Source organism: Dyadobacter sp. BE31 (assembly GCF_031457695.1).
GTDB lineage: Bacteria > Bacteroidota > Bacteroidia > Cytophagales > Spirosomataceae > Dyadobacter.
The window spans coordinates 1,306,102-1,323,942 of record NZ_JAVDXA010000002.1; the positions used below are offsets into that span (position 1 = coordinate 1,306,102).

A 17,841-nucleotide genomic window follows, 5' to 3' on the forward strand; every position below is an offset into this window, starting at 1 on the left:
GTTTTTAAACAATGTTTTTTCTCAACTCCACCATGCGCATCATTTCTGAGGCCTGGTTTTTGAAATACCTTAACTGGTAGTCCTGCCGGGGATCATCGGCGTATTTTTTCAGAACGGGCATAATGCCCACCGGTAGTTGCAATGCAAGGCGCTGGTAAGTTACCTGGGTGATGTGGTAAGGGAATTTTGAAAGATGGTCGAGCAATTGCTCGGCCAGCCGCTCGGGCAGGAGCGAATAGGTATCTTCCAGCAGGTAGGCAAACAGGTTTGCGGCGTTACCGTTCAGGAATTGCAGGTAAAACGGCAGCCGCTCGGACGGCGTCAGCGCATCCAGTAACCCCATGTCGCGGGCATCGCCGCGATGCAGCAGCGCCAGCGCCCAGGATTTACATTTGAACTGCACAGCCGCAGACGTTAAGAACGGCAGCAATGCTTTGGCGGCAGGATGTTCGAGCAGCAATATGATTAATTCCTGGTCGCTGATATTCAATTGATTGGATAGTAATGCAGGATCGATAGCCGAGAGTAACTGGCCTGCGATGAACACATGGTCCTGTACGCCTTTTTCAGTACTAACTTTCTCAATACCCGTTTTGAAAATACTTTCATCGGGCGTCACATCCTCCGCAATGACGACTTTCTTTTTCTTTGTAATCAGCAGATGCCTTTCTTCGCGTACTTGCAGCATGCTGAGCAGACAATCCAGATGATGGCGGTTAATGGCCGAGCCCTGAATCTGCCTGAGCATGCCAATGGCGGTTTCCTTCACTTTCTGACTTTTATCGGTTACCAGCTTTTGGAGGAAAGGCTCGTCCGCGAGCGATAACCCGTCGTGCAGCAATTGTACAAACGCGAGCCGGTTGTTGGCATTTTCCTGGGGTAATGTGGTTTCCAGAAGCGTAATCGCTGCATTGGGATCTGTTTTGCGCAAAGCGGAGAGGAATGCCTTCCGGTTCTCCATCGACCCGGTTTCCCATACATTTTCCTCTTCTGCCGTACCGTCCCGCAATACCTTCCACCGGGGATTCAGATTACAAAGCCACTGGCCCGTCGTTCCGCAGATGCTCAGTAACTTTTGCTTGTCATACTTTTTTTCAAGCGCCTTGTCGAGCATGGTCGGTACAAGTTGCGGCTGAATTACTTCGTTTCGCTGCAAGATCCTGAATATCAGAAATGAAAGCAGTACATCGTTCTGGTCGGCAAGCGCCGATTGCACCCATCCGGCGAGTTGGCCGGTAACGACCGCCTGTGGTTCGGGCGGGCATTCGGGTAGGTGGGAGTCTATCACCAATGGCTTGGCACCGGCTTCTTCATAAAGCAGGGACGCAAATGCCATTTTCAGAAAGCGATCTTCTTTGCTTGTCGGCAAAGCATGTATTTTGGCATACACCTCCGGCGCTCCTTTCGGTATTTCCGGCATATGCCTGTCGGTACCGAGCAATGCCGCTTTTAGTATTTCTGTGTTCATGATTTAAGAAAAATCCCCTGCCGGGCTGCCGAGATGAAATGTAAATCGAATAGCCCCTGCTCGCAAACACCAAATGCTGAAAACCGGCGCCCGCCGGAAAATGCGAGCATATTCCAGCACTCGTCTTCGGGATTCGAGAGGGGAACACTCAATCCTTCCCGGTCGGTTACAAACCACCGGCCGTTGTTGAAAGTGGCTTTTACATCTTCGATCATAAACGGTATCTGCTCTGTAAAAGGGTTTTGGCTTAATACACTTGAAGTGTTGTCGTATATTTCTGAAAATGAGTTCGGTATAGTTGCTTGTGTCACGCGACTGGCGACGGGGCGCTGCTCGCGTATCAGCGCACGCATAGGTACGGACGCGGGGTAGTACACGATATCGGCGTCTATCTGTATTCCTGGAACGAGCATGGTCTGGTACGGCTGATTGCCTGCGTAAAAATTCAATAGTAATGCAAACCGGCTGGTTCCCAGGCCATACAACCATATCCGCTCCGTAGTTACATTGCTTTCCTCGGACATCGTCACTGACAGCACAATCCAATGGTCTGTAACGGCTTCGGTCCGTAACACTTCCTCTTTCGGAATTGTCCAGCCAATCAATGTGGAGATGTCCTGGGCGGTCGATGCGGGCAGATTGTCTCGGTTACGGTAGCCCTCGGATATCATATAAATGCCTGATAGTCTTTTTAATAGCTGTTTTTGCCAACCCTCCTCAAAGAAGTTGATCTGATTGATTTGCCGCAGCTGGTTTGCCAGCCCGCCTGCCTGGGCATCGACCATCCGGGCAGTAATGTTGTTATGAAACTGATATGCCTGTTGCGGGACGTGCGCAATGCCCGCACGCATGACGTCGCCCAGCCAGGCACGTAGCTCTTCCATTCCACCACTCACTTTCTTTTCCCGGGACTCCGCACGTTTGGCGCGCGCGGACTCGTCTGCCGGTTTTTCCTGCCTGGTTTCCCGGGCCGTCTCCCGAACCTGTCGTTTGGAAAGCCACTCTGCGACGTAAGCAGGCAGCTCCTCGCTGGCGGTAAATGCGGCCCGGTCTTCGGCGTAAAGCAAAAACAATCCCAAACCGTGCTTGCATGGAAACTTCCGGCTCGGGCAATTGCATTTGAACGCAATATTGGTCAGGTCGATGGCGGTTTGGTACGGATTTTTGCCGCTGCCCTGGCATTCGCCCCACAGCGCCGTGGCATGGTAATGTGCGTTGACCCACTTTGTCTTCGTAGCCAGTTGCCGGCCGGCTTTTGCCGAAACATCGTCGGGTGCGAGTTGCAGAATCTGTTCGCGGGTATATTGCATTAATTGGGTGATCTCTCTGATTCGACAACCAAAAATAGACATTGCCAGGAATAAATTGCCGCAAATGTGCATATGTACTTTCCCCGCGATTTGAAGGTGAAAAAACACTATATTAGGTTTTCCTAAACCTAAAATTTTTCATGATGCCCCCTTATTCCCCCTCGCTCCGCCTGGATTCGATTGACGTATTCAGGGCGGTTACCATGTTTTTAATGATTTTTGTAAACGACCTCTGGTCGCTGGAAAACGTCCCCAACTGGCTGAAACACAGCAAGGCTGCCGAAGATGCTATGGGCCTTTCGGACGTTGTTTTTCCGGGATTTTTGTTCATTGTCGGTCTTTCGATCCCCTTCGCCATCGCCAATCGCAAGAAAAAAGGGGACTCTGATGTATTGATTATCAGGCATATTTTCGAGCGTACATTTGCACTATTGCTCATGGGAATATTCATCGTGAACTACGAAAATATTGCGGATGAGGCGATGGCAATCAGCAAGTATGTCTGGGAAATCGGGATGGTAATTGCCTTTTTCCTGATCTGGAATGTGTATCCCTCGAGCCCCGAAAAGAAGGGGCTTTACACGGCATTGAAAGTGGCCGGTTATCTGTTGCTTGCCGGACTTGCATTGATTTATAAAGGCGGTGACCCCGCGAACCCGTCGTGGATGGAGACGCATTGGTACGGTATCCTCGGCCTTATTGGCTGGTCTTACCTGCTCGGCGCACTTGCGTACCTGCCCACACGCGATCGGTTCACCTGGGCGGTCGGCGGTTGGTTGTTTCTCGTGCTTTTCAACCTGGCCGACTTTGCCGGGGCACTCGGTTTTCTCGATCCGTTGAAAGAATATGTCTGGATCGTCGGCAGTGGTTCGATGCCTGCTTTTGTAATGGGAGGTGTTGTGGCGTCGGTAATTTACCGGAACGGTGTCGACCGGAACGCGGTTGGGAGCACTTACCTGATCGTGTTGGTTGTGCTGGGACTCATCGCATTAGCCTATGGTTTTGGCACGCGGCCATTCTGGGGTATTTCGAAAATCAGGGCTACACCGGCTTGGGTGGGCATTTGCTCGGGCATCAGCTTTTTGGCGTTCGCGTTCCTGTTTTGGCTGGTTGATCTGAAAAAGATCAAAAACTGGGCGAATATTATCCAACCCGCCGGAACCGCTACGTTGACCTGCTACCTTATTCCTTATATATGGTATGCCGTGGTTACACTCGCGGGAATCAGTTTGCCGATGTACCTTCGCACCGGACTGGTCGGCCTGGTGAAATCCGCCTGCTTTTCGTTGCTGGTCATTTTGCTGACCGGGGCCATCAACAGGGTGGGTATAAAACTTAAGATTTGAGCCGATAGGTGGTAAATCCGCTACTCTTCGTCTTTTACCTATACAGCAATTACTTTTAATTTAAACAGAATGAATTCGAGAAGAACATTTGTCAAAAAAGGCATCGCCGGACTAATGGCCGGTAGTATCATTTCGCTTCCGGAGAAAAGCAATGCGGCTCGGGCTAAAAAAGAGGATACTTTCAAACTCGGTATGGCCGGTTACAGTTTTGTGCATTTCAAACTCGACGAAGCGCTGGAAATGATGAAGAAGACAGATGTTCATTATTTGTGTATCAAGGATTTCCATTTACCCTATAACAGTACCGCAGAGCAGATCACCGCATTTCACCAGAAGCTGAAAGACGCCGATGTGACCGGTTACGCGGTAGGTCCGATTTACACGAAAACCCATCAGGAAATCGACAATGCATTTGATTATGCCAAAAGAGTAGGCGTGGACCTGATCGTAGGCATCCCTAATCACGACGACCTGAAATATGTGGAGCAGAAAGTGAAGGAGTACAATATCCGTTACGCGATCCACAACCATGGGCCGGAAGATAAGCTGTATCCTAATGCCACTTCGGTATACAATTTCGTGAAAGACCTCGATCCTCGCGTGGGGTTGTGTTTCGACATGGGCCATAACCGCCGCGACAACCAGGATTCGGTGGCCGACCTCGGCAAGTACAGCAAGCGCATTTTCGACATTCACCTCAAAAATGTGACGGCGGCCACCAAGGATGGCAAAACCTGCGAACTGGGGAGAGGAATTATTGATATTCCTGCATTTGTGAAAATGCTGCGCAAAGTGAAATATGCGGGGTCGTGCAGCCTTGAATATGAGAAAGATATGAAGGAACCGCTAGCCGGGATCGCCGAATCGGTAGGGTATTTCCGGGGAGTTTGCCAGGCGAGTTAATCCAAAAAACACGCATTTAGTGCTGTAAAACCCTATTTTTGCATGACCAAGGTTTGATTTTTTACCATAACGCCAAAACTAATGCTATCAAACGTCCCCTTTGATCAGTTGGCGGCTTATAAAAAGCTGAAAACGCATCACAAAACCATTTCGCAAAAGCATTTAAAAACTCTTTTCGAGGAAGACGCCGACCGTCATAAAAAGTTCTCCATCCGCTTCGGGGACATATTACTGGATTATTCCAAAAACCGCATTACCTCGCGTACGCGTTCTTACCTGGTTCAATTGGCAGAAGAAGCCGGTTTGGCTGAGGCGATCGAGGCGATGTTCACCGGCGCGAAAATCAATGTGACCGAAGGACGTGCCGTATTGCACACCGCATTGCGCAACCGCTCCAATGAGCCTGTGCTCGTGGATGGCCAGGATGTAATGCCGGATGTGAATGAGGTGCTTGCGAAAATGAAGGACTTTTCGACGCGGGTAAGATCGGGTGCCTGGAAAGGTTATACCGGAAAGGAAATCACCGACATCGTGAACATCGGTATCGGCGGCAGCGACCTGGGCCCGGTAATGGTGACCGAGGCACTGAAAGCTTATGCGAAAAATGGCTTGAATGTGCATTTCGTATCCAACGTGGACGGTACGCACATTGCAGAAACCGTGAAGTCGCTGAACCCCGAGACGACATTGTTCATGATCGCGTCCAAAACTTTTACCACGCAGGAAACGATGGCGAATGCGCACAGCGCGCGGAGCTGGTTCCTGGAAAAGGCTTCGGATGAAGAACATGTGAAAAAGCATTTCGTCGCAATTTCGACCAACCGTTCGGAAGTGGAGAAATTCGGTATCGATCCTGAGAATATGTTCGGATTCTGGGATTGGGTAGGAGGTCGCTACTCGCTGTGGTCGGCGATTGGCTTGTCGATCGCCTGTTACGTGGGCTTCCAGAATTTCGAGCAACTGCTTGCGGGCGCACACGATATGGACAAGCATTTCCGTACCACCAAGTTGGAGCGCAACATCCCCGTGATCCTCGCATTGATCGGAATCTGGTACAACGATTTCTTCGATGCGCAAACACAGGCGATTCTTCCTTATGATCAGTACATGCACCGCTTCGCTGCCTACTTCCAGCAAGGTGATATGGAAAGTAATGGAAAGAGCACCGGGCGTGATGGCAAACCGGTAGGTTACCAAACTGGTCCGGTGATCTGGGGCGAACCAGGTACAAACGGGCAGCACGCGTTTTATCAGCTGATCCACCAGGGTACCAAGCTGATCCCTTGCGATTTCATTGCACCGGCTGTCAGCCACAACCCACTGGGCGAGCACCACAAAATGTTGCTATCCAACTTCTTCGCGCAAACAGAAGCATTAATGAACGGCAAGACCGACGAGGAAGTGCGCGCTGAACTGAAAGCTGCCGGAAAGAGCGATGCGGAGATCGAGCAGATCGCACCGTTCAAAGTTTTCTCGGGTAACCGTCCTACCAACTCGATCCTTGTGAAGAAGATCACCCCGAAAGTATTGGGAAGTCTGATCGCGATGTACGAGCACAAGATTTTTGTACAAGGTATCATCTGGAACATTTATAGCTTCGACCAATGGGGTGTTGAGCTGGGCAAACAGTTGGCCAACAAAATTTACCCCGAGCTACAAAACGACTGGCCGGTTACCAACCACGACAGTTCGACAAACGGTTTGATCAATCAGTACAAACGTTGGCGCTAGTTTTTGAGCACCAGTTTTGTGAAAATATAACCGATTAAGACACCAGCAGCATCTGCCACGGCATCCCACCAGTCAAAAGTGCGGTCGAATGGCAGAAGCTGCTGGTAAAATTCCAGCCCCAGCCCGTAAGCCATTCCCAATCCTATCACCAAGCGGCTTTTTTCAGGGTAAATAGTCAGCGCGAGAATCGCCCATACCGTAAAGAGTCCCGAGTGGACAATTTTATCAAAACCTAAGACGGGTGCAGCAGGCAGATCCTTGCCCGGCCATGTGCACGCAACTAAGATTAGGAAACTCCAAAACCAGATAAGCCATTGACGTTGAGCGATGAATCGAATTGTCGATTGTGAAAATTTTGAGGTCATAGTTGTGAAATTGTACACCGAAAGTTACGTTTCATTTTTTGAATTTTGGTAGTAAGATGCCGTAAAAAGGGCTATTTGCGCCAGTTTTGGCCGTATTTTTATTAAATTTTTAGTTAATTAAAAATAGGGGGTATTGTTATTAATATTTTTTATTAAGTTTAGTTTTCTCTGATTACTAAACCTCTTTTCATGAAAAGGATTTTTGCGACACTCTCATTACTATTTGTTTTCTCCCAAAACCAAGCACAATCGGTTTACCATTTTGAGGAAGGGCTGGCCGTCGGGCCATGCCATCAATATGGACGGGAAGCGTTGTACACCGATCAACTGGCCTACCAACTTTACAAAGGTACGCTCAAACCGCAAGAAGGAAGTATTTTATTAACCGATTCCAAAGCGGGGGAGGTGAAATGGAAGAAAGTGCAGGCCGACTCGACACACCGTTTTCGAGGCGACTCGTTTTCTAACGGTTATGTGTATCTGACCTACGAATCCAAAAAGGAACAAACTGCGATTCTCACCATTACTGGTCAGGATATGATTTTCCTGAACGGCGTGCCGCGCGGAGGCGACATGTACCGCTACGGTTGGATGCATTTGCCGGTTCTTCTGAAAAAAGGCAAGAATGAGATCTACGCGCGGGTAGCCCGCTTCGGTCGCTTCGGCGGGATTACTGCCAACCTTACTTTTCCAGGCAAAGCAGTTTCCATTAATACAGAGGATCTTACAATTTCCGATGTGGTTCCTGGCTTCAAAAATGATTCACTTTGGATGGGCGTCGTCATTTCGAATATGACTAAAAAGGCATTGGCCGGTCTGGAAGTGAAGACGACCGTAGCCGGAAAACACATTGTGACCAAACTACCGTCGGTACCGGCTATGACACTACGAAAAGTGGGTGTACTAATCGACGGTAGCGGGGTAACGGGTGTTGGCAAGAATGAAGTTTCGCTCAGCTTGCTGCAAAACGGCAAAGTTACAGACCAGTCGAAAATTGCGATCCAGTCGGTAGAGGCGGGTAAGCAATATAGCCGCACCTTCGTGAGTGAGCTGGATGGTAGCGTACAATACTACGCCGTTTCTCCGCAAATCAAAAGTGGGTCGGATAGCCGTCCCGCATTGTTTTTCTCTGTGCATGGCGCGGAGGTTCAGGCGATTAGCCAGGCTCGTGCATATAAACCCAAAGATTGGGGAGTGCTCGTAGCACCCACCAACCGCCGCCCCCGCGGATTCAACTGGGAAGATTGGGGAAGGATGGATGCATTGGAGGTGCTGGGTATCGCAAAGAAACAATTCAACCCGGACCCTTCTCGTATATATCTCACCGGTCACTCGATGGGTGGGCATGGTACCTGGTTTCTGGGTGCGACGTATCCCGAAAAATGGGCCGCGATTGCTCCGTCGGCAGGTTACCCGACTCTGGCGGCTTATGGTTCGCACGATGGAGTGATTCCCGATAGCGCTGGGTCGCCGATTGAGGCTATGTTGCTGAGAGCCAGCAATCCAAGTAATGTTTTAGCATTGACTTCAAACTATAAAAGCCTGGGCGTGTACATCGCGCACGGGGATGCGGACCGTACTGTGCCCGTTACGTATGCGCGCCAAATGCGTGACATTCTCGGAAAATTCCATCGCGATTTCAGCTATTATGAACACATCGGAGGCGAGCACTGGTATGGCGATATCAGCGTAGACTGGCCGCCGATCTTTAACTTTTTTAGCTGGCATTCCATTCCGAAGGACACCACTGTAACTTCTATCGACTTCAAAACTGCTAACCCGGGTATTTCTTCGCGCATGCGCTGGGCCGGTGTAGTTCAGCAGATTAATGCATTGAAGTACAGTCATATAAAACTTACTAGCAGCAAAAAGGATTCGCAGATTGAAGGTACTACCGAGAATGTGGCTTTGCTTTCACTGGATCTTGGCGCATTCATGCCCGGTTCTAAATTGAAGATTGTGCTGGATGGAAAAGCGCCGGTTGAGTATGTCGTGAAAGGAAATGAAACCATTTACCTGAAAAATGACGGGGGATGGAAAGAAGCAGCCGCGCCAGCACCTACTGAGAAGAACCCGGAGCGGAGCGGCACCTTGAAGGATGCATTCAGAAACCGGATGGTATATGTGTACGCGACGGGCGGTAATGCGGAAGAGAGGGCCTGGGCATTTGAGAAAGCGACATTCGACGCGGAGTCGTGGTACTACCGCGGTAATGGTGCGGTGGACATTGTTGCGGATAAAGACTTTGATCCACAGCAATTTAAGGACAGAGGTGTGATTCTTTACGGTAACAAAAATACCAACCTGGCATGGGATAAAATACTGAAAAACTGTCCGGTGACCGTAACAAGCGGTAAGATCGATGTAGGTGGGAAGCAATTTGCGGGCAACGATCTTGCGGCATACTTCATTTATCCAAGATCCGATAGCAAGACCGCGTCTGTTACCGTCATTTCAGGAACCGGTAAGGCAGGTTTTCAGGCAGCTAACGCTAATCAGTATTTCAGCGGCGGCAGCGGCTTCCCGGATGTAATGATATTCTCGGCCGATATGTTGAAGAACGGAATTAAGGAAGTGAAGATGTCCGGCTTCTTCGGAAACGACTGGTCGGTGGAGCGCGGGGAGTTTGTGGAGCAGTAGGGAAGAGGCTGTAAGCAATAGGCTGTAAGCTGTAAGCGAAAAACGGCTGCATATAAAGTGAATATGTAATCACTTCATATGCAGCCGTTTCCGTATAGCTGATAGCCTATGGCTTATAGCTTAAAGCCCTTTATCCATTGTCGGCAAACTCGGGATATAGCGTCATCCCGCCATCGATATACAACGTTTCGCCATTCACGTAATCCGAGTCATCGGATGCGAGCCAGGCAACTGCTTTGGCCACATCCTGTGCGGTACCTATTCTTTTGTAAGGAATCAGGTGGAGCAGGCTTTGGTATTTATCGGGATCCGACCACACCTCTTGATTAATAGGGGTTTTGATTGCGCCAGGGCTTACCGAGTTCACGCGAATTTTGTATGGCGCAAGCTCCTGCGATATTGATTTCATGAACATCATTACCCCGCCCTTCGAAGCAGCGTAGTTGACATGTCCCGCCCAAGGGATCACATCATGTACGGAGCTCATCAATACGATTTTTCCGATCGCCAGTTCGCTATGGTTTGTTTCGGTAACCGGCTGTTGCTGAGCGATAAACTGTTTGGCAGCTTCGCGGCAGGTGAGGAATTGGCCTGTCAGGTTGACGTCAATTACCTTCTGCCACTGCTCCAAAGTCATTTCCAGGAATGGTGCATCTTTTTGCAAGCCTGCATTGCTGACCAGCACATCTACGCGCCCAAATTGGTTGACAGTTTCCGCAAACAAGAACTTCACTTCGTCCTCCTTGCTCACATCGGCTTTTACCAGAACCGCGCTTCCTCCGTTGGCCCGGATTTCGTCGACCACTTCCTGACCCGCGGCGGCGTTGGAGCTGTAATTCACCACCACATGCGCACCGTTATTACCGAAATGCAACGCACAAGCTCTACCGATCCCGGAGCTGGACCCTGTAACGATGACGACCTGATCTTTGAATTTCAGTTCGATCATATCATTTCTTTTTCGACAGCTTTCAGTTTTTTCCAAACGCGGCGGTTCACGTTTTTAACCGCCCAGTTTTTCGCAATCAGAATTGCTTTGGAAACAGCCTCGCGAGGGGAGATGTTGGTAGATCTTAATAGTTCCTGGGCGACGGCCACCGCTTTTTCGCGGGTAGTGGGAGAAAGGTACATCAATTCTGGCAATGCGATTCTTGCGTCCATAGGAGTCTGAATTTTTTTAGTGGTTTGATTGATTGATGAAGATTTGTTTTGGTTTGAAAAAATCAATGCCACTCGTTTTTGCGTTGATTTTCTATTATTATATACGCATTGTCACCCCAAAATGTAACACAGCGTGTAAAAAAAATCCCCATCTGTTTAACGGACGGGGACTTTTTCTAATCTCATTCTTATTTTACTTCTTCGAAATTGACGTCCGTCACGTCGTCAGTCGAACCGTTGTTGGCGGCACCGGCACCTGGGTTTCCGGTTGGGCCACCTGCACCTGGCTGACCTTCGCCACCCTGCGCGTACATTTCCTGAGCGGAAGCTTGCCATGCGGCATTCAGTTTCTCAGATGCAGCGTCGATCGCTGTAAGGTCCTGAGACTGGTGAGCGGTTTTCAATTCTGCCAGCGCAGCTTCGATGCTCGATTTGTTGCTGTCAGAAAGTTTGTCACCATATTCTTTCAACTGTTTCTCAGTTGAGAAGATCAGGCTGTCAGCTCCGTTGATTTTTTCGATTTTTTCACGTTCCGCTTTGTCGGCGGCTTCGTTAGCTTTCGCTTCTTCACGCATTCTGGTGATTTCGGCGTCGGTCAAACCGCTGGAAGCTTCGATACGAATCTTCTGCTCTTTGCCGGTTCCTTTATCTTTCGCAGAAACGTGAAGGATACCGTTCGCATCTACATCGAAAGTTACTTCGATTTGAGGTACACCGCGTTGTGCTGGTGGGATATCAGACAGGTGGAAACGACCGAGTGTACGGTTGTTGGCTGCCTGCGGACGCTCGCCCTGCAATACGTGGATTTCCACAGATGGCTGATTATCAGCGGCAGTCGAGAACGTTTCAGTTTTCTTCGAAGGAATAGTTGTGTTCGCTTCGATCAGCTTGGTGAACACACCACCCAATGTTTCGATACCGAGTGACAAAGGAATAACGTCCAAAAGAAGTACGTCTTTCACTTCACCAGTCAATACACCACCCTGGATTGCGGCACCAACGGCCACAGCCTCGTCAGGGTTAACGTTTTTCGAAGGCTTTTTGCCGAAGAATTTCTCTACTTCTTCCTGTACGCGAGGGATACGGGTCGAACCACCTACGAGGATTACTTCGTCGATGTCGCTGTTTGAATATCCTGCGTTTTTCATCGCTCTCTTGCAAGGTTCCATCATGCGTTGGAACAGAGAATCAGCCAATTGTTCGAATTTTGCACGAGTCAAAGTGCGAACCAAGTGCTTTGGAATACCATCAACAGGGAAGATGTACGGCAGGTTGATTTCAGTCTGAGCCGAGCTCGACAATTCAACTTTTGCTTTTTCAGCAGCTTCTTTCAAACGCTGCAATGCCATAGGATCTTTTCTCAGGTCAACGCCCTCGTCTTTCACGAACTCGTCGGCCAACCAGTTGATAATCACCTGGTCGAAGTCATCACCACCCAGGTGGGTATCACCGTCGGTAGATTTTACTTCGAATACACCGTCGCCCAATTCGAGGATAGATACGTCGAAAGTACCACCACCCAAGTCGAACACGGCAATTTTCATATCCTTGTGCTGTTTGTCAAGGCCGTAAGCCAAAGCAGCAGCAGTAGGTTCGTTGATGATACGTTTTACATCCAGACCGGCGATCTGACCAGCTTCTTTTGTAGCCTGGCGTTCTGCATCGTTAAAGTATGCAGGAACGGTGATCACCGCTTCGGTAACTTCCTGACCCAGATAGTCTTCCGCAGTTTGTCTCATTTTTTGAAGAATGAATGCAGAAACTTCCTGTGGTGTGTAAAGGCGGTCACCGATAGGAATGCGCGGAGTATTGTTAGGGCCTTTTTCTACGCTGTACGCAACAGTCTTCATTTCAGATGTTGTGTCATCGTATTTTTTACCCATGAAACGCTTGATGGAGCTAATAGTATGCTTGGGATTGGTAATCGCCTGACGTTTGGCCGGTGCTCCGATTTTGCGTTCACCATTATCCATGAAAGCAACTACGGAAGGGGTAGTGCGGGCACCTTCGCTGTTGGCTATTACAACCGGCTCGTTACCCTCCATGACAGCCACGCAGGAGTTCGTTGTTCCTAAGTCTATGCCAATAATTTTTCCCATTGTTCTATTTTATAAGTTAAGTATGATTTGATTCTGGACCTCTGACCTGCCGGGGAACCCTTGGGCTCCTTTTCAGCCGGTCACTGGGAGTTTTATTAAAAACCCCGTACCAGCAACTTTCTTATAAAACCGAAATGACAAAGTGTCAGGCCAAAAAAATGGCCTGACGATGGAATAACTATTAGCTGAGCGTCTGGCCCATATAAGGGTCGCTCTGGCTGGCGGCACCGGTTTCGACGTGCCCTGCAAACCGTGAGAATGCATTTTCGACACCTTCGATCGCAACGGTGAAATCGTACCAGTTGAAGCTCTTGGCAAGGTTCAGGACAATGCTTTTGCGTGATTTTGCGCCTACGGAAGCTTTTTCAAGTGTAATGGTTTGAACAGCAGCACCATATGCATTATCGGTAACTTTCAGCACTGCCTTTTGACCCGGATGGAGGTTGCTGATTTTCAATTCGATATGGCCGGTCGGTTTTTTGCTGCGGTCGAGTTGATAGGCGCATTCCACCTTCAAAAAGCTGTTTTCCTTGTTGCCGGCGTATTCACGAAAGAAGCCGTTCGGGCCGTACACCCGTAAATGATAATGCTGATTTTCGAAATTGGCGAGTTGGAACGAGCCGGTAAGGGCGTCGCCGGCTTTCACCGCGTAATTCCAGACTTTGACATTTTCATTTTTGTATTTTCCCGGGGCGTATACGATAAATGGCGAACCGGCAGATTTGTCGTGAAATATGCCATTTCTGGCTTCCAGCTTAATTTCAAATGCATTTTTGGCAGAGTTGAATGCACCGTCGGCATATAACTCATACGGGATGGCGCAGGCCGGGCGCGTTCCTTTTTCCTGGTTGGGCAATATAGGAGAGGTAAGCGGGTTGTTATTTACCTCGTCGATCTCGCTTTTGGACAGTGCCTTATAACCGTTCGGTAGTTTTTTGAACTTGGCATTGAAAATGCTCCCCATGAATTCCTCTCTTTCGACGAACGTTGGAAGCTTTATTTCCTGGCCGTCGTACGGCGTGAAAGTGGAAGTAAGGTCACCGCAAATGGTCCGTCGCCATTCAGTAATATTCGTTTCCTTTACTTGCTTGCCGGATTTAAGGCTCACAAATTTTTCGAGGAATTGCAGAATGGAGGTGTGGTCGAACACTTCGGAGCACACATTACCGCCGCGGTTCCATGGCGAAGCGACGATCAACGGCACCCGGTAACCCAGCCCGATCGGGCTTTCGCGGCATTCTTCTTTCTTTTTCTTCTGCATATCCTGCTCCATCGTCACAAATTCCGTCTTGCAATCGATTCCTGCGGAAACGGCACCGGTGTCTTCTTGATATGGATTCGGCACAACATACGGCGGCACGTGGTCGAAATAGCCGTCGTTTTCGTCGTAGCAGAGAATAAAAATGGTCTTTTTCCAAACCTCCGGATCAGCCGTCAGGATATCGATCACTTCGGACACATACCATGCGCCATACCAGGGCGCGCCGGGGTGGTCGGAAAAGTTCTCAGGCGCAACCAGCCATGAGACGGTTGGCAATGAACCGGTTTTTACATCCGAACGGAACTGATGGAGCACGTCTCCCATCGGCGCTTTGGCCTCGTTTTCGATATCGCCGTCCTGGTATTTTACCGTGGTGATCTTCCGGTAATCAGGGTCATTCTTGTTGATTGTGAATGCCTTATTATGAATATTTTTCTGGCGCTGCGAGAGTTTCTCGAACTTTTCAGGACTCCAACGAATCAATTCTTCGTTCGCAAGTTTCAGTAACGCGCGCTTTTCTTTCAGTACTTTTTCAAGATCGGCCGCTTCTTTGCCCGAGAGCGATCCCAGTTTCGTCTGCGCCGCTTCAATCTCGCCGGGGAGCATTTGCTGACGTTCTTTCAGGTAGCGCTGATAACCCGTGTGATAACGGATGTTATACTGGCTGAACCACTCAATCGGGTTGTCGGTGAAATTGGCAAGCCATGCGTCTTCTTCACCGCTGAAACCTGTATTGATACTCAGCTCGTTCTGATAAATTCTCCAAGAAATACCGTTGTCTTCGAGGCGTTCCGGGAATGTGGTCCACGTCGCTTCACGATCGTCGGTCACGTTCTCGTTGCGAATGTTCGCGTAATGTTTATCGGGATCGGTGTTCTCGCGTACGGTACCGGTCCAGAGGTAAAGCCGGTTAGGCGTGGTACCGGTCAGCGAAGAGCAGTAATTCTGATCGCAAACCGTGAATGCATCCGCCATCGCATAGTAGAAAGGAATATCCTCGCGATTGTAGAAGCCTTGCGTCAGGGGCATTTTGGCATAATCCTTATTGCCGGGCTGCTTGGCAATGAGCCATTTATCATATTTGCCCTCGTTGCGCGCGTCCACCTGGTTCGGCCAGGAGTGGGGAAGCGAACCCATCCAGGTCGCTTTGGATTCTTTGATATTCAGGCGGAAAGGCACATACGTTTCGCCGAATGCATTGGTTTGCAGCCAGACCAGGTTGTTGTTCGGCAATGTAATGGCCCGCGGATCATTAAAACCACGCACACCGCGAAGCGTTCCGTAGGAATGGTCGAACGAGCGGTTCTCCTGCATTAATATGACCACGTGCTCGGCGTCCTTCCAGGTTGTGCCCTTGGGCGGGTTAATGGCCAGCGCTTTCTGAATCGAAGCGGGTAGGGTGCTGAACAATCCGGCTGCTCCTGTGAGCATGGTGGCTTTCCGGATAAATTCTCTTCTTGAGTCCATGGTTAAGGTGAGTTATAAAAAAGAAAAAGGGCTTTTACGATAGTACATCATTTTGTGCAAATGTACTATCGTTTTAAAGCCCTTGTTTTATCAGGCAATGAATCTTTACAATTACTTTCCGCCGAAGAGGCCGCCCAGCATTCCGCCGAGATCGATACCGCCCGAAGCCGGCTTGCCTTGCTGCTGATCGTTGCCGCCGCCGAAAAGGCTGCCGCCCATTTGAATGAGTGACCCAAGGTCGAACCCTCCCCCTTGAACGCCTCCGCCTCCCTGGGCACCGCCACCATTAAATTGGCCGATTACTGCACCCAGTACACCCGGCAATACCGAGTTTACAATGTTACCAGCCACCTGGCTGTTCAGCCCGAATTTTTGAACGATCGCGCCAATGGCGTTGGTAGCGATCGATGCCACGATCGGGTTGTTGAGAAGAGAGGCTCCGGAGGTGCCGCTTTCGCCGCCGAGGAGGCCGAGCAATCCGCTGATGTTGCCGCTTTGTACTTGTTCCTGCAAACCACCGGTGATCGAGCTGGTGAGCGTGTTGATTACTTCCTGATTGTGCTCGTTGGGCACATCAGGGTTGTCTACCACCGATTGTTGGGAATTTTGTTGTACGAGGTCGAAGAGTTGTTCCAGCATTTCTATTTGGTTTTGAGGTACGATGATCTTTTGTCGCCTGCAATATCCAAATTTTATGCAAAAAAAATCCCGCCGGAGAGGCGGGATGCTGTTTTATTTTACTTGATCAACGATCGCTTTGAATGCGTCAGGGTGGTTCATCGCGAGATCCGCCAGAACTTTCCTGTTCAGCTCGATGCCTTTTGCATTAAGTTTGCCGATGAAAGCAGAATAAGACAATCCGTGCTGACGGGTTCCTGCGTTGATACGCTGGATCCACAATGCGCGGAAGTTACGTTTCTTCTGTTTACGGCCTTCGTATGCGTAAGCCAAACCGCGTTCAACGGCGTTCTTGGCAACGGTCCATACATTTTTGCGACGGCCGAAATAGCCTTTCGCGAGTTTTAAAACTTTTTTACGTCTTGCACGTGACGCTACGTGATTTACTGAACGTGGCATAATTTAACTGTTTTTGATAATCGGCGCTCTGCTGAGACTTTAATGCCTTCTATCGGGTTGAACAAAAAACCAGAATTTAATTTCTGAATTGGCTTTTTACGGATTATTTCCGAAGCATTGCCAATACTTGCTTCTCGTTAGACTCATCGATCAGACCAGTCTTCACCAAACCACGCTTGCGCTTGTTTGATTTTTTGGTCAGGATGTGGCTGTGGAAAGCGTGCTTGCGTTTGATTTTTCCGGTGCCAGTTAGCGCGAAACGCTTTTTAGCCCCAGAGTTGGTTTTCATTTTAGGCATGATTCAAAAAACTAATAGTTGATAAAATATAAAACAGCGCGCGAAATTAGCGAAATTTTACATAAAAATAAAATCGTGTTCCCGGCGCGGAGCCGAAAACACGATTTTCTATATAATATGCTCGATGAATCAGCTTATTATTTGCCTTTCGCAGGCGCAGGAGCGAGGATGATCGTCATCCGTTTTCCTTCCAGCTTAGGTTCCATTTCCAGCTTGCCGTAATCCGCCAAAGCTTCGGAAAATTTCTTCAAAAGGTTCACACCGCGCTCTTTGAAAACGATCGTACGTCCTACGAAATGCACGTATGCTTTTACTTTTGAACCCTCTTTCAGGAAGTTGGTCGCATGTTTCAATTTGAAATCGAAGTCGTGGTCGTCCGTGTTCGGGCCGAAACGGATTTCCTTGATAACCACTTTCTGTGCTTTCGCCTTGATCTCCTTTTGTTTCTTTTTCTGCTCGTATTTGAACTTCGAGTAGTCAACTACTTTGCAGACCGGCGGAACTGCCGTTGGCGCAATCTCAACCAGATCAAGCCCTTGTGCCTTTGCCATCGCTCGGGCTGTATTGATATCTACGATGCCCGGTTCAATGTTTTCGCCGACCAATCGTACTTCTTTTGCTGTAATTCGTTCGTTAATTTTGTAAGGTTCTTCGGGAATCCTCATCCGTCCACTAGGGGGTCGTAATGCCATATAATTTGTATTGGTGTTTTTTT

General features: G+C 49.2%; 15 protein-coding genes. 4 read left to right on the forward strand and 11 right to left on the reverse strand.

The window, feature by feature from the left end:
• Window positions 1–4: 4 nt before the first annotated feature.
• Complete coding sequence (locus J2Y43_RS14090; protein ID WP_309983619.1) at window positions 5–1,468, reverse strand: DUF5691 domain-containing protein; 1,464 nt, start codon at window positions 1,466–1,468, stop codon at window positions 5–7.
• On the reverse strand, window positions 1,465–2,778 hold the full coding sequence (locus tag J2Y43_RS14095) for a hypothetical protein (RefSeq protein WP_309983621.1): 1,314 nt from the start codon (window positions 2,776–2,778) through the stop codon (window positions 1,465–1,467). Before J2Y43_RS14095 ends, J2Y43_RS14090 begins: the two co-directional genes overlap by 4 nt.
• A gap of 140 nt (window positions 2,779–2,918) precedes the next feature.
• On the opposite strand from J2Y43_RS14095, the gene J2Y43_RS14100 reads away from it, so the two are divergent.
• From J2Y43_RS14100 to pgi, 3 genes are all read left to right on the forward strand, one after another.
• Complete coding sequence (locus tag J2Y43_RS14100; protein WP_309983623.1) at window positions 2,919–4,124, forward strand: heparan-alpha-glucosaminide N-acetyltransferase domain-containing protein; 1,206 nt, start codon at window positions 2,919–2,921, stop codon at window positions 4,122–4,124.
• Window positions 4,125–4,193: 69 nt separating this feature from the next.
• Complete coding sequence (locus tag J2Y43_RS14105; RefSeq protein ID WP_309983625.1) at window positions 4,194–5,027, forward strand: sugar phosphate isomerase/epimerase family protein; 834 nt, start codon at window positions 4,194–4,196, stop codon at window positions 5,025–5,027.
• A gap of 81 nt (window positions 5,028–5,108) precedes the next feature.
• Window positions 5,109–6,758, forward strand: coding sequence for a glucose-6-phosphate isomerase (pgi, locus tag J2Y43_RS14110; protein WP_309983628.1), 1,650 nt, complete (start codon window positions 5,109–5,111; stop codon window positions 6,756–6,758).
• Here pgi and J2Y43_RS14115 read toward each other — a convergent pair.
• Window positions 6,755–7,123 (reverse strand): VanZ family protein, encoded by a 369-nt coding sequence (locus J2Y43_RS14115; protein WP_309983629.1) that lies wholly within the window; start codon window positions 7,121–7,123, stop codon window positions 6,755–6,757. The genes pgi and J2Y43_RS14115 overlap by 4 nt on opposite strands.
• A 189-nt stretch (window positions 7,124–7,312) precedes the next feature.
• On the opposite strand from J2Y43_RS14115, the gene J2Y43_RS14120 reads away from it, so the two are divergent.
• Window positions 7,313–9,763 carry an alpha/beta hydrolase-fold protein gene (locus J2Y43_RS14120; protein WP_309983631.1) on the forward strand — a complete coding sequence of 817 codons (2,451 nt, stop codon included), beginning with the start codon at window positions 7,313–7,315 and terminating at the stop codon, window positions 9,761–9,763.
• Window positions 9,764–9,893: 130 nt separating this feature from the next.
• On the opposite strand, the gene J2Y43_RS14125 is transcribed toward J2Y43_RS14120, so the two are convergent.
• From J2Y43_RS14125 to infC, 8 genes are all read right to left on the reverse strand, one after another.
• Window positions 9,894–10,712 carry a glucose 1-dehydrogenase gene (locus J2Y43_RS14125; protein WP_309983634.1) on the reverse strand — a complete coding sequence of 273 codons (819 nt, stop codon included), beginning with the start codon at window positions 10,710–10,712 and terminating at the stop codon, window positions 9,894–9,896.
• On the reverse strand, window positions 10,709–10,924 hold the full coding sequence (locus tag J2Y43_RS14130; protein ID WP_106598341.1) for a hypothetical protein: 216 nt from the start codon (window positions 10,922–10,924) through the stop codon (window positions 10,709–10,711). Before J2Y43_RS14130 ends, J2Y43_RS14125 begins: the two co-directional genes overlap by 4 nt.
• 188 nt (window positions 10,925–11,112) lie before the next feature.
• Window positions 11,113–13,023 (reverse strand): molecular chaperone DnaK, encoded by a 1,911-nt coding sequence (gene dnaK, locus J2Y43_RS14135; RefSeq protein WP_309983636.1) that lies wholly within the window; start codon window positions 13,021–13,023, stop codon window positions 11,113–11,115.
• A gap of 181 nt (window positions 13,024–13,204) precedes the next feature.
• Window positions 13,205–15,751, reverse strand: a complete 2,547-nt coding sequence (locus J2Y43_RS14140) for a phosphocholine-specific phospholipase C (RefSeq protein ID WP_309983637.1) — start codon at window positions 15,749–15,751, stop codon at window positions 13,205–13,207.
• A 111-nt stretch (window positions 15,752–15,862) separates the two neighbouring features.
• Window positions 15,863–16,390 (reverse strand): hypothetical protein, encoded by a 528-nt coding sequence (locus tag J2Y43_RS14145; protein ID WP_309983638.1) that lies wholly within the window; start codon window positions 16,388–16,390, stop codon window positions 15,863–15,865.
• Between the two features lie 93 nt (window positions 16,391–16,483).
• A complete protein-coding gene (rplT, locus tag J2Y43_RS14150; protein ID WP_015810727.1) occupies window positions 16,484–16,828 on the reverse strand; it encodes a 50S ribosomal protein L20 in 345 nt (114 codons plus the stop codon).
• A gap of 103 nt (window positions 16,829–16,931) precedes the next feature.
• Window positions 16,932–17,126: a 50S ribosomal protein L35 gene (rpmI, locus tag J2Y43_RS14155; protein WP_015810726.1), complete on the reverse strand. Its 195-nt coding sequence runs from the start codon at window positions 17,124–17,126 to the stop codon at window positions 16,932–16,934.
• 137 nt (window positions 17,127–17,263) lie between these two features.
• Window positions 17,264–17,818 (reverse strand): translation initiation factor IF-3, encoded by a 555-nt coding sequence (infC, locus tag J2Y43_RS14160; protein WP_223410042.1) that lies wholly within the window; start codon window positions 17,816–17,818, stop codon window positions 17,264–17,266.
• Between the last annotated feature and the right edge of the window lie 23 nt (window positions 17,819–17,841).